This is a genomic window from Kribbella antiqua, assembly GCF_004345665.1.
GTDB lineage: Bacteria > Actinomycetota > Actinomycetes > Propionibacteriales > Kribbellaceae > Kribbella > Kribbella antiqua.
Window position 1 is genome coordinate 110,102 of the sequence record NZ_SLWR01000012.1, and the last position, 12,543, is coordinate 122,644.

13 protein-coding genes are annotated in these 12,543 nt (G+C 67.3%); 6 read left to right on the forward strand and 7 right to left on the reverse strand.

Translation table 11 applies throughout. The features are described from left to right. The first annotated feature begins 118 nt into the window (after positions 1-118). Together EV646_RS30745 and EV646_RS30750 are read left to right on the forward strand one after the other, a co-directional pair. Positions 119-1,483 carry a sensor histidine kinase gene (locus EV646_RS30745; protein WP_132154806.1) on the forward strand — a complete coding sequence of 455 codons (1,365 nt, stop codon included), beginning with the start codon at positions 119-121 and terminating at the stop codon, positions 1,481-1,483. Further along, a complete protein-coding gene (locus EV646_RS30750; RefSeq protein WP_199237300.1) occupies positions 1,480-2,223 on the forward strand; it encodes a response regulator transcription factor in 744 nt (247 codons plus the stop codon). Before EV646_RS30745 ends, EV646_RS30750 begins: the two co-directional genes overlap by 4 nt. A 221-nt stretch (positions 2,224-2,444) precedes the next feature. On the opposite strand, the gene EV646_RS30755 is transcribed toward EV646_RS30750, so the two are convergent. Further along, the gene (locus EV646_RS30755; RefSeq protein ID WP_132154810.1) at positions 2,445-2,819 is read right to left on the reverse strand and encodes an MmcQ/YjbR family DNA-binding protein; all 375 of its coding nucleotides are present in this window, start codon (positions 2,817-2,819) and stop codon (positions 2,445-2,447) included. Between the two features lie 43 nt (positions 2,820-2,862). On the opposite strand from EV646_RS30755, the gene EV646_RS30760 reads away from it, so the two are divergent. From EV646_RS30760 to EV646_RS30770, 3 genes are all read left to right on the forward strand, one after another. Further along, on the forward strand, positions 2,863-3,939 hold the full coding sequence (locus EV646_RS30760) for an alpha/beta hydrolase (RefSeq protein ID WP_132154811.1): 1,077 nt from the start codon (positions 2,863-2,865) through the stop codon (positions 3,937-3,939). After that, complete coding sequence (locus tag EV646_RS30765; RefSeq protein WP_132154813.1) at positions 3,899-4,645, forward strand: esterase family protein; 747 nt, start codon at positions 3,899-3,901, stop codon at positions 4,643-4,645. Before EV646_RS30760 ends, EV646_RS30765 begins: the two co-directional genes overlap by 41 nt. Positions 4,646-4,718: 73 nt before the next feature. After that, the gene (locus EV646_RS30770; RefSeq protein WP_132154815.1) at positions 4,719-5,960 is read left to right on the forward strand and encodes an ATP-grasp domain-containing protein; all 1,242 of its coding nucleotides are present in this window, start codon (positions 4,719-4,721) and stop codon (positions 5,958-5,960) included. Between the two features lie 40 nt (positions 5,961-6,000). On the opposite strand, the gene EV646_RS30775 is transcribed toward EV646_RS30770, so the two are convergent. The 4 genes from EV646_RS30775 to EV646_RS30790 form a co-directional block, all read right to left on the reverse strand. Then, positions 6,001-6,300, reverse strand: coding sequence for an AzlD domain-containing protein (locus tag EV646_RS30775; RefSeq protein ID WP_241996433.1), 300 nt, complete (start codon positions 6,298-6,300; stop codon positions 6,001-6,003). Next, the gene (locus EV646_RS30780; RefSeq protein WP_132154817.1) at positions 6,297-6,986 is read right to left on the reverse strand and encodes an AzlC family ABC transporter permease; all 690 of its coding nucleotides are present in this window, start codon (positions 6,984-6,986) and stop codon (positions 6,297-6,299) included. Before EV646_RS30780 ends, EV646_RS30775 begins: the two co-directional genes overlap by 4 nt. Continuing rightward, entirely contained in the window at positions 6,986-7,543 is a 558-nt protein-coding gene (locus EV646_RS30785) for a CGNR zinc finger domain-containing protein (protein ID WP_132154819.1), read from the reverse strand. The genes EV646_RS30780 and EV646_RS30785 overlap by 1 nt, the downstream gene beginning before the upstream one ends. A 129-nt stretch (positions 7,544-7,672) precedes the next feature. Continuing rightward, entirely contained in the window at positions 7,673-8,437 is a 765-nt protein-coding gene (locus EV646_RS30790; protein WP_132154821.1) for a GntR family transcriptional regulator, read from the reverse strand. Positions 8,438-8,529: 92 nt separating this feature from the next. Here EV646_RS30790 and EV646_RS30795 point away from each other — a divergent pair, with 92 nt between their 5' ends. Next, positions 8,530-9,594, forward strand: coding sequence for a YeiH family protein (locus EV646_RS30795; RefSeq protein WP_132154823.1), 1,065 nt, complete (start codon positions 8,530-8,532; stop codon positions 9,592-9,594). 164 nt (positions 9,595-9,758) lie between these two features. On the opposite strand, the gene EV646_RS30800 is transcribed toward EV646_RS30795, so the two are convergent. Next, complete coding sequence (locus tag EV646_RS30800; RefSeq protein ID WP_132154825.1) at positions 9,759-11,567, reverse strand: glycoside hydrolase family 2 protein; 1,809 nt, start codon at positions 11,565-11,567, stop codon at positions 9,759-9,761. Between the two features lie 90 nt (positions 11,568-11,657). Further along, entirely contained in the window at positions 11,658-12,524 is an 867-nt protein-coding gene (locus tag EV646_RS30805; RefSeq protein ID WP_241996434.1) for an amidohydrolase family protein, read from the reverse strand. Positions 12,525-12,543: the final 19 nt, after the last annotated feature.

Consider the following 12,543-nt stretch of genomic DNA (forward strand, 5'->3'; position numbering starts at 1 on the left):
GACCCGGAAGTCGGACCTGGGTATCCAATCGGACGCCCAGCCTCCTCCTAAAGTTGGAGAGCGCGCCCGTTCGGGCAGATGAAGCCTCCGCTAACACGCGGTGACTAGGCTCTCTGGCATGTGGACCTACTGGCGTCGATTGCCGCAGGCGCAGCAGGATCTGCTGCTCGCGGCGCTGATCGGGCTGGTCTGGTTCGGGGCGCTGAGTCTGATCAACAACAGCGGACTGCGGCCGCAGAACCCGATGGTCTCGGTGGTGACCGGCGTCTTCCTGGTCGCCACGGTCGCCTGCGGCCGGCAATTCCCGCGCATGACGCTTGTCGTGGTCTCGGTCCTCTACCCGTTCCTGTACGCCGCGGTCGGCACCGGCCTCGCCGCCCAGGTCGGCCTGACGATCTTCGGACAGCCCGAGATCAGCGACGCCGCCTTGCAGTCGGAGATCCACCTGGTCCCGCTGCTGGTCGTCGGGTACCTGGCGGCCTCAGGCGGCGTACGGCGCTTCACCTGTCTCTTCTTCACCATGGGCAGCCTGGCCGGGCTGATGATCGGGCTGCCGACCGTGGTCGCGATCGTCCTCGGTCAGGTGAACCGCGCAATCCTGTACGGCGACCGGTACAAGAGCCTGCCCCGCGATCTGCCGAGCCTCTACAACTACATCGACGTCTCCCTGTTCGTGTTCGCCGAGGCACTGATCTGCGGCATGGTCCTGCTCGGTGCGGACGCCCGCCGGCGGCGGAAGAGCGTCGCCCTGCTGGAGCAGCGCAACGCCGAACTCGTCCGGCTGCGCGCGGTCGAGGCCGAGCGGGCGGCGGTCGCGGAACGGACCCGGATCGCGCGTGATCTGCACGATGTGATCTCCCACCACGTCAGCGCGGTGGTGATCCGGGCCCAGGCCGCCGACCGGGTGGCCGACCAGCGGCCTGAGGTGCTGCGGGAGGCGATTCGCTGGATCATTGCCAGCGGCAAGGAAGCGCTGACCGCGATGCGGGAGACGGTCCGGGTGCTGAACACGGCGTCGCCGGACGCCGCGTCCGCGGGCTCCGGCGGCTCTGGTGGCGGGACGACGCCCGTGCCGGACCTGGCCGACGTGGCACGGATGGGCGACCGGCTGAAGGCTGTCGGCATCGACGTGAGCATGGAGCTGCCGTCGCGGCAGCGGCAGCTGACCTCGGCCGCCGACCTGACCGCCGTACGGATCATTCAGGAGGCGCTCACCAACGTGATGGTGCACGCGAAGGCGACCGCGGCTCGGGTGACCTGGCAGAGTGGACCGCAGGGCGAGCTCCTGACGATCGACGACAACGGCAGCGGTGGACCGCCGCCGGTGAACGTCCTGGAGACCGCCCGGCGGAGCGAAAGCGGCCGCGGCAACGGGCTGATCGGGATGCGGGAACGAGCGACAGCGGTCGGCGGCACACTGGCCGTCGCCGCCGGGCCACTGGGTGGATGGAGGGTACAGGCATGGCTGCCGCCGCAGAGGTGACTGACGGTCAGATCCGGGTCCTGGTCGTCGACGACCAGGGCGTGATCCGGATGGGCCTGTCGATGATCCTCGACCACGAACCGGACCTGACCACGGTCGCCCAGGCCGAGAACGGCGAGGAGGCGCTCCGGCTGATCGACCAGTACGACCCAGACGTCGTACTGATGGACATCCGGATGCCGGTGATGGACGGACTCGTCGCCACCGAGCGGATCACTTCGGCCAACAAGGAGGCGGGGCGGGCGCGTCCCGCCGTACTGGTGCTGACGACGTTCGACGACGAGGCGTATGTGCTGAGCGCGGTCCGGGCCGGGGCGTCCGGGTTCCTGCTGAAGGACACCGATCCCGATCTGCTGGTGTCCGCCGTACGCGCGGTCTACCGCGGCGACTCGCTGGTCGACCCGTCGTCGACGCGGGTGCTGCTGGAGCGCTGCATGGAGCTCGAGCGGCAGGTCGGCAGCGGTACGACGCAACCCGCGCCGCCGCAGCCGGACGGACGCTGGGTGGGGCTGCTGGGGCAGTTGAGCGAACGTGAACGCGAGATCCTCGTCTGGATGGCCCGCGGCCTCTCCAACCGAGACCTAGCCACCAAACTCTTCGTCAGCGAAACCACCGTCAAAACCCACGTCAGCTCCGTCCTCTCCAAACTCAGCCTCTCCAGCCGAGTCCAAGCAGTCGTGGTGGCTTACGAGGCAGGTGTGGTGCGACCGGGCGAGGCCGAGGTCCGCTGGGAGTCCTAGGAAGACAGATAGATTCCGAGCGCCGCGGCGGCGAGCAGGAGAAGGACTGTCAGCAACTGGGCTTTCACCGACGCCTTGCGACGGTGAGGTAGGAAGTCTCCGGTCATATCGTCAAGCATGCTTGGTGAATCGTTGTCATCCATCGGTCGCCAGGACGGTTCTGCGACGCCGAAAGTAGGCCCTCGGTCGCAGCCGTCTCCTCCCTCAGGAGGATGGTTGCCTCAGGCCCCTGCACCGGTGCCGAAGTACTCGGCGCGGACCTTCTTCGGGACGCACATCGACCACGCGTCCAGGATCAGTTCGCGGAGTTCGTCGTACTCGAGGGCGTCCAGGCGGACCTGGATCCACTGGAAGCGCTCGTCCGACGGTCGCGGCGGGAAGAACTTGTCCGGCTCGGCCGCCAGCGCCGCCTCCCGCTCCTCGCGCGGGAATCCGATCCCGATCGTCTTCTCGTCCGGCGCGACCGCCAGGTACACGATCTGGCCGACCCGGAACTTGATCTGGTCCCGGACCAGCACCTCGTAACTGCGCGGCAGGTCCGCCGTCAGCGCCCGGATATCCGTGAGATCGACCACCTTGCCACGATAGAACAGCATCACTGACAAGGTATGTCAGCTTTTCCGGCTGTACCTTGGTCGGATGCCTGATGTGGTGAGCGCGGTCGAAGGGGCCGAGGTGGTGTTCCGCCTCGCCGACCGTTCGCATGCCTTCACCGGGGTCAGGTTGTGGCAGGAGCTGGGGCTCGCGGCCGAATTGCTGGAGTTCAAACCGGTCGACTACGGCTGGGAGCTGCGGCTGCCGCGCCCGTCCGTGCACCGGATGGAGTACCTGTTCGACATCGCTGATCTGGGCATGCGGACCGATCCGACGAATCCGCGGCTGGTCGGCGGTGCGTTCGGCGAACACTCCTGGCTGCCACTCCCCGGGTACGTCGAGCCCGCCTGGCTCACCAGCACGCAGATCCCCTCCGCTCTGACACCACTCACGGTGGACTCCCCGGTGGGAACCGTCGACCTCCAGGTGTGGGCGCCGGAAGGCATCGCGCCGACCTTCGAGCTGCCGCTGCTGCTCGCCCACGACGGTCCCGAGTTCGCCGCGTACGCCGGTCTGACGCACTACGCCGGCGCGATGGTCGCCGGGTCCGCACTGCCGCCGTTCCGGCTCGCCCTGATCCACCCGACCGCCCGGAACCTCTGGTACGCCGCCAACACGCAGTACGCCGAGGCCCTGACGCAGTACGTGCTGCCTGCGATCAAGGCGCAGTACCGGAGCCGTCGACCAGTGATGATGGGTGCGAGCCTGGGTGCGTTGGCGGCGCTGCATGCTGAGTGGAACCATCCCGGCACGTTCGGCGGGCTGTTTCTGCAGTCGGGGTCGTTCTTCACGCCGGAGACGGACCCGCAGGAAGCCAAGTTCGAGTTCTACGCCCAGGTCACCGGATTCGTGAACCAGGTGCTGACGGCAACCACGGCCCCCAGTACGCCGATGGTCGCAATGACCGCCGGCACGCCGGAGGAGAACGTCCACAACAACCGGGTGATGGCGGCGAAGCTGGCCGAGCTCGGGCTGCGGGTCGAACTCGGCGAAACGCCGGACATGCACAACTTCACAGCTTGGCGTGATGTGCTGGATCCTGAGCTGACGGATCTACTGCGACGAGCCTGGGGTGAGGCTGATGGAGCGGGAACAGGTCGAGCTGGAGGCGCCCGGGCTTGACCGGCCCGGCACGCTGATCCGCTACGGCCATTACGGCCGACCGGTGCTGGTGTTCCCGAGCGAGCAGGGCCGCGCCTGGGACTACGAGAACAACGGCATGGTCGACGCCGTCGCGGACCTGATCGAGGCCGGCCGGGTGAAGCTGTACTGCGTGGACTCCTACGACCACCGCAGCTGGTCGGACCGCAGCATCCAGCTCGAGGACCGGGCCCGTCACCACGGGTTCTACGAGTCCTGGATCGTCAACCAGGTGGTCCCGGCCATCGGCGCGGACTCGCCCGGCGTCGGCGACATCATCACCACCGGCTGCAGCCTGGGTGCCTTTCACGCGCTCAACTTCGCCTTCAAGCGGGCCGACCTGTTCCCGATCGCGATCTGCCAGTCCGGCAACTACGACGCCGCCAGCTGGCACGCCTGGGGTGAGCGCGGCGAGGCGACGTACTTCAACAATCCCGCCGACTACCTGCCCAATCTCGATGGTGATCACCTCGACTGGCTACGCAGCCGGATCTTCATCGTCCTCACGGTCGGCCAGGGCGACTGGGAGACCAACCCCACCGGATCGCTGCCGTCCGCTCGCGCGACTGCCGCCGTACTCGCATCGAAAGGCATCCCACATGACTTCGATCTGTGGGGGTACGACGTAGCGCACGACTGGCCCTGGTGGCGTAAGCAGATCGCCCATCACCTGCCCCGATTCTGTTAGGAGTCTGCCGCCCTCCACTCTTCTTCTTTCCTTTCTTCCCTTCCCCCGGACAACCGACCATTTAAGGAGCACCATGTCTGACCGTTCTCGGCATTTGATCGGATTGTTGCTGGGGGCCGAGGAGGACTGGCCGCAGGCGTTCGAGGCGTTGCTGCAGCGGGTCGGGCCGGTGAACATCGACGGGGCCGAGCACGAGTTCGGGTCCCGGCGGCTGACCATCGAGCCGTTCGACCTGAACGACCCGGTCCGGGTCGGGCTGGTGATCGACCGGCTCGCGTACTGGTACTACCACCCGCGCGAGTGGCTGAAGAAGGCCGCGCTGATGAACGGCACGTACCTGCTGAACTCGCCGTTCACCTTCCAGTCGATGGAGAAGCACAGCGCGTACTGCGCGATGCTCCGGCTCGGGCTGAAGATCCCGCGGACCGTGCTGGTGCCGTACAAGAACCCGGTCGACAACGTGCGCTGGGCGTACACGTCGGCGAAGTACAACAAGGGTTTCGACCTGGACGCGATCGCCGAGGACCTCGGGTACCCGATGTACATGAAGCCGTTCGACGGCGGCGGCTGGCGCGGGGTGTCCCGGATCAACAACAAGGTCGACCTGCACCAGGCCTACGACCAGTCCGGCGAGATGCTGATGCACCTGCAGGCGACGGTCGAGTACGACAAGTTCGCCCGGGCACTGTCGATCGGCGCCGAGACGATGGTGATGGACTTCCGCCCGGACGAGCCGATGCACAACCGGTACGCCGTCTCGCACGACTTCCTCAGCCCGTCCGCCGGGCACCAGGCGATCGCGATCAGCCGGATCGTGAACGCGTTCTTCGGCTGGGAGTTCAACTCCTGCGAGATGCTGGTGAAGGGCGACTCGGTCCACCCGATCGACTACGCCAACGCCTGCCCGGACGTCGCGGTGACGTCGCTGCACTACTACTTCCCGTGGGCGATCAGCGCGCTGGTCAAATGGTCGGTCTTCTCCCTAGCCACCGGCCGGCGCAGCTCGGTCGACCTGCACACCGAGCGCTACTTCGCCATCGCCGACGACGAGTCCCTCGACTACGACGCCAAGATCAGCGCCTATCTGGCCTTGGCCGACGAGCACTTCGAGACGGCGAAATACCACGAGTGGTGCGCCGAACACCTAGGCGACTTCGACGCCCGAGTCCGCGACTGGGTCGCCGGCCCAGACTTCGACCGCCTCCTCCGCGAGACCATCACGACGACGTACCCGGAGAACGAGCACGAACAGTTCTACGCCCACTTCAAAGGCCTCACCAACCTCTGGCTGTCCGACCAAACCGCCGATCATTGATCAGTCCTCGAGGGCGGTGAGTTGGCCAGCCTGACGCACGTCAGCCGATCAGCAGGCGGATGGCGGCGGTGAGGACGATTCCGGTGGCGACTGCGAGCAGGAGCGGGACACGGACGACGGAGAGGATTCCGGCGGCACCGACACCGGCGAGTTGAGTCCAGTCCAGGCGCTTGGCGCCCAGTTCGGTGACGATGAGGCCGGCGAGCAGTACCGGCGCTATCAGTACGACGACCCGAACCGCTGCAGGCGGCAACTTTCGTTCGCCCATCAGGAGCGGGCCACCGGCTTTCATGAGCCAGTTCACGACAGTCACGGCCAAGGCCGCCAGCCACAACTTCACGACGTCTCCTCACGCTCGAGCTCAGGTTCCGGAAGCAGCCCGATCAATGCGGCCACCGTGGCTCCGAGCAGCGCATAGCCCGGATCGGTCACCACCAACAGGCCGGCGGCGACAACCGCGCCGAGCAGGGACGCGGCGAGCGCTCGGCGGGAACGCCTGACTTCGTCCAGCGCGAGCACCAGGAAGAACGCAGGGAACACAACATCCAGCCCCAGCCGGTGCATCAGGTCAGGCGACGGTGCGGTCAGCGCACCGACCGCGGTCCCGAGCACCCAGGCCACCCATTGCGGCAGGCTGGCGCCGATCAAGCGCGACACGTCGTACCGGCCATCGTTGCGGTGAGCAAAGACGAACGACGCGTCGACGAGCGCCTGCGCCTGCAGTGCCCGGGTCAGCCGGCTTCCGTGCAGGCTGTCGTTCAGGGCCACACTCATCACCAGATAGCGCCCGTTGATCAGCGCCGCCGAGGCGATCGCCGCCGCCACAGTGCCGCCGGACAGTGCGGTCAGCAAGGTGAACTGCGCCGATCCCGAGAAGGCCAGGGCCGAGAACAGGACCGGGAAGCCGACGCCCCACCCCCGAGCCTCTGCCTCGGCGCCGAAGCTGAGCGCGAGTACGAAACCCGCTCCGGCAGGTCCGAGCCCTAGCCGGATGCCCGCGGCGAGGGCAGGCCGGTCGATCGCCATCACGCCAATGCTCCGGTCTGGCGACGCTGGTAATGCCTGCGAGCCCGGGCCCGATTGCCGCAGTCCGCCGAGCTGCACCACCGGCGCGAGCCGTTCTTGCTGCGATCAAGGAACAACCAGCCGCAATCGTCGTCATCGCATTGCCGCAGCCGGCTCAGGTCCTCGTCCTCGAAGAGTCGCCAGACGGACAACCGCACCCGATCGGCGATGGAGTCGGCACGCCAGATCAGCGGCCGGATGCTGACCAGCGAGGCCTTGCGGACGGCCTCCTCGACCAGTTCACCCAGTACGGCGAGATCCGCCGAGCTCGGCTCCGCACCTATCGCGAGCGGCTGCAACACCGCATAAGCAGTCTCACGGCACCGCACCAGCGCGTCGTACGTGGCGGTCCGCACTCCCCGGTCAGACGGCTTCAGGCCGGTCGCCGTCAACCATTTCCGCAGGTTGCCCGGATCCGCGAGCCGGTCGACACGCCGCCGATCATCCAGCCGCCACGCCACGGTGTTGACCAGATCGAGCGCCACATGCCCGCCGACAAGCTCCGGCCGGTAATCCATCACTCCGCCTCCTGCTCTAACGATCAAAAGGCATTATTAGTCGTTAGACAAGACCGGCACAACCGCAGCGCGTGTCTCGATGTCCGTGCCGGACGAGGACGTGTTGGCGCCCGCGGATGGCCTGTTCGGTCAGGCGTCGGCGTGGGTGGTTAGGCGGTAGCCGATGCTTGCTGAGAATTCGGCGGAGAGGGCGAAGCGGTCGCCGCGGACCAGGGTGTGGCGCCATTCGACCAGGCGGCCCTGCGAGGTGCCCGTGCGGTTGATGGAGAATGCGGCGGCTTCCGGCGGGCAGTGGAGCACGGCACGTTCGGCCGGGGTCGGTACGACGGCTCGGATGTCCTCGCGGCCGTGGTCGAGACGGAGTCCGGTGCGGGCAGCCAGTTCGTTGTAAAGGCTGGTGTGAGTGAAGTCGGCGTCGAGGAGAGGCCTTGCGACTGAAGCCGGCAGCCACACCCGGTCCAGCGCGAGCGGCTCGTCTCCAGCAAAGCGGAGGCGCTCGAGGTAGAGCAGCGGGATCGACTCCTCCAGCTCCAGGCGGGCCGCGATGACACCGTCGGCCCTGATGTCGAGCGCCCGTACGACGCTGTGCTGCGTCAGCCCTGATGCCTCGACGCTCGAGAACAGGCTGTACAGCGCGCCCATCGGCTGGCGGATCTCCGGCGTGGTGGCGACGCGGGGCTGGCGACCGCGCTCGGCGACGATCAGACCGTCGGTCCGCAGCTTCGACAGCGCCTGTCGGACGGTGTGCCGGCTGACCTGGTAGTCATCGACCAGCACGAGCTCGCCGGGGAAGAGCTCGTCGAACTCCCCGGCTCGCAGTCGCCGGACCAGGTCCTGCTGCAACTGCTTCCAGAGCGGCTGTCCGCCGGAGCGGTCAAGCCTGCGCTCGGTCATCTGGGGTCCCGCCTCCGTCTGAGGTTGCCAAATGTCCGGTCATCTCTTAGCTTAAATGTGCGTACATTTTTCGAGCCGAGGAGATCCGGTCAATGGTGCAGGTCGAGGTTAGGCCACCAGCCACTCTGCCTACTCCTCATCCTCACCTCAGTTCGGCGCTGCGGGCGACGTCCCGCCGGCTGCCCGGCTTGGCGGTCGTCCTCGGGCTCGCGGGGGTCGCAGTCCCGCTCGGCCGATTGGTACCCGTGGTCGGCGGGCCTGTGTTCGGAATCGTGCTGGGGGTGCTGGCCGGGGTTGCCGTTCCAGCGTTGCGATCCGAGCGGTGCCGGCCTGGATACAGCTTCGCCGCGAAGACCTTGCTCCAGTCGTCGATCGTCGTACTAGGGACGGGCCTCTCCCTGCAGCAGGTGGCTCGCGTAGGCAGCTCTTCGTTGCCCGTGATGCTGGGCACGCTGGCCATCGCACTAGGTGGAGCCTGGCTCTTCGGCCGACTGCTGGGCGTCCGCGGCGACACGCAGACGTTGATCGGCGTCGGTACGGCGATCTGCGGCGCCTCCGCGATCGCGGCGACTACCGCGGCGATCAACCCCAAACGCTCCTCGGTCGCGTACGCGCTGGCGACCATCTTCACCTTCAACGTCGTCGCCGTACTCACGTTCCCGCCGCTCGGCCACCTGCTCGGCCTGAGCCCCGAAGCCTTCGGCCTCTGGGCCGGCACCGCCATCAACGACACCTCATCGGTAGTCGCCGCCGGCTACGCCTACAGCCAGCAGGCCGGCGACCAAGCTTTGGTCGTCAAGCTGACCCGCTCACTCACCCTGATCCCGATCGTCCTCACCCTCGTAGCCCTGAAATCCCGCCGCGACGCCGATCCAGCGAGACGCCTCCCCTGGCGCAAGCTGGTCCCGCTCTTCCTCATCGGCTTCCTCGCCGCCGCCACCCTCCGCACCGCCGGCGCCGTACCGGACACGTGGCTCCCAACCCTCACCCTCCTCGGCACCTTCCTCATCACGTCCGCCCTCGTCGCGATCGGACTGTCCTTGCGCCCAAAGGAACTCCGCGACACAGGCCCCCGCCCCCTCCTCCTCGGCGCAATCCTCTGGGCCCTGGTCGCAGTCGGCAGCCTCGGCCTCCAGGCTCTGACCGGCACGGCGTAGGCGTATCTCCGCGACCTTGTGCACGGCTCAGCCATGAAATCGGCGGTGGAATGGTCGAACGGCGCACAAGGTCGGACCTGGGAGGGATTTCTGCGTAATCTCGGAGGGTTTCTCACCGATCCGGCGTACAAACCCTCCCCGAACCCAGCCGACGCAGGTCAGCGCTAGTCCTTTTCGTAGGCTGCTGGGCGGGTTTGGGCGGCCTTGATGCGGGGGACGTCCAGCTTCGTCGTGCGGTCGAAGCGGTAGATGCCGTTTTCTTCTTGGAAGACGTCGGTTAGTTGGGTGTAGCAGTAGCCGAACATGCGGGGGTTGTCGAGGAGTACGTCGACCAGGCCGGTGAAGCGGGTGTAGAAGGCTTCCTCGTCGGCGACGCGGTGGCCGTAGCCCCAGGATTCGTTGGTGTCGTTTCCGGCTGCCGCGGCCGCGGCCTCCGGGTTCCACCAGATGCCGCCGAACTCGCTGCAGAAGTACGGCTGACCGTCGTACGCCAGGGAGATCGGCCGCTGCTCGTGCCCGCCGGTGTTCCCGTACGGCGCTCCGTCGGCGAGCCCGGCCATCTGTCGCCCGAACTCGACGGGGTCCTGCTCATAGTTGTGCGAGTCCCAGACGTCCGTCTCAGGCACCCGGTGCGAGTACCCGGACGCGTCCAGCACCGGCCTGGTCGAGTCGGCCGCCTTCGTGGCCAGGAACATCGCGCGGGTGACGTCGTCCAGCTGGGTGATCCGGTCGTGCAGGAGCTGATGCGTCTCGTTCAGCGGGCACCAACCGATGATCGACGGGTGGCTGTAGTCGCGCTCGACCGCTTCCAGCCACTGCGTCACGTACGACGCGGTCGGCTGCTGGTTGTCGTCCCCGGTGTCGCCGGTGCCCGAGCCCCAGTCGCCGAACTCGCCCCAGACCAGGTAGCCGAGCCGGTCCGCGTGGTACAGGAACCGCTCCTCGAACACCTTCTGGTGCAGCCGGGCGCCGTTGAATCCGGCGGCCAGGCTCAGCTCGATATCCGCGACCAGCGCCTCCTCGGACGGCGCCGTCATCAGGCTCTCCGGCCAGTAGCCCTGGTCCAGCACCAGCCGCTGGAACACGTGCCTGCCGTTGATCAGGATCGCCTGCCCATTGATCGACACCGACCGCAGTCCGGCATAGCTGTCGGCGCCGTCCACAATGTTGCCGTCGGCATCGATCAATTCGAGGCGTACGTCGTACAGGTGTGGATCGTCGGTGTCCCAGAGCCGGACGCGATCCGCCGGCACCGGCAGCACCAGCCGCGGCGCGAGGTCGAGATCGGCGCGGACCTCGGACCGGACGACTTCACCGTCGGCATCGGACAGGATCGCGCGTACCTTCCAGCCGGGCTTGTTCGCCGACACCGGTACGGCGAGATGGAAGCTGGAGCCGGCCACGTCCGGAGTGATCCGCGGCCTGCCCAGGTGGACCGCGGGTACAGCCTCGAGCCACACGGTCTGCCAGATGCCGGTCGTCCGCGTGTAGAGGCAACCATGGTTGAAGTACGTCGTCACCTGCTTGCCGCGCGCCTGCACGCCGTGCCGGGTATCACGCGCCCGTACGACGATCAGCGCCTCCTCGCCCGGCGCCGCGACACCGCTCAGGTTGGCGCTGAACGGCGTGAACCCGCCGCGATGGCGCACCACCTCGACACCGTTGACCCAGACGGTCGCGTCATGGTCGACCGCCTGGAAATGCAGGACGGCGTCCTTTCCGGACCAATCGGCCGGGATCGTGACGGTGGTCCGATACCAAACCGCCTCCAGGAAGTCGACATCCTCGATCCCGGACAGCTCAGTCTCCGGCGCGAACGGTACGACGATCCGCTGCGCCAGCTCGCGGTCCCGGACGCCGCGCTCGAGACCGGAGTCGGACCGATCGACCTCGAACTGCCACTCACCGTTCAGGTTCAGCCAGTCCGGCCGAACGAACTGTGGGCGCGGGTACTCGGGGCGAGGCTGGGTCATCAAGGACTCCCGGGAAGGTGACGAGTAAGCGGTGCGAACGAGAGTACAACGTTGGAATAGGCGCGGCAACGGCTGATCCAGGGGTGCTGCTCACAGTCCGAGCAGCCGTGCGCCGTTCTGCCGGCAGACGGCTCGGAGCCAGTCGTCGCCGAGGTCCAGTTGTTCGAGGGACTCCAGTTGGACGGCGTAGTCGTAGGGGATGTTGGGGAAGTCGGAGCCCAGGACGATGCGGTCCTGCAGGTCGGCCAACCGCGGGCGGAGCTCGCGGGGAAACGGCATCAGGGCTTCGGTGAACGGCGTGAGGGCCATCGTGGTGTCGAGGTGCACATTCGGGTACGACGTCATCGCCAGATGCTCGGCGTACTCCGGCATGCCGAGGTGGGCGATGACCGCGGTCAGGCGCGGATGCTTTCGCAATACCTCACCGAACGGACCCGGACCGGTGTGACGCCCGGGGATCGGGCCGGAGCCGCAATGCACGACCACAGGTACGGCGGCCTCCGCCAGCTGGCCCCAGACGTCGTCGAGCTCGTCGTCGCGCGGGTCGTAGTCGCCGACCTGCACGTGAACCTTGAAGATCCGCGCGCCTTCCTCCAGGGCTTCCCTCACGTAACGCGATGCACCCGGCTCGGGGTAGAACGTTCCGCTCGGCACACAACCCGGCGTCGCGTCGGCGAAGTCCCGAGCCCAGGCGTTCAGCCACGCCGCCATGCCCGGCTTGTGCGGATACACCAGCGCGGGAAATCGCCGTACGCCCAATGATTCAAGGGTTTTCAGCCGTTCCTCGACCGACGTCCGGTAGTTGATCGGCCACGCCGTCCCATAGTGTGTGGACGCCTGATCGAAGTAGGCCCAGACCGCGTTCATCACCTGGTCCGGCAGAAAGTGCACATGCACATCCACCAGCCCGTCCAGCCCCAACCGCCGCCACCACGCGGGCACATCCTCGTCACGCACCCTGACACTGTAGATGGGC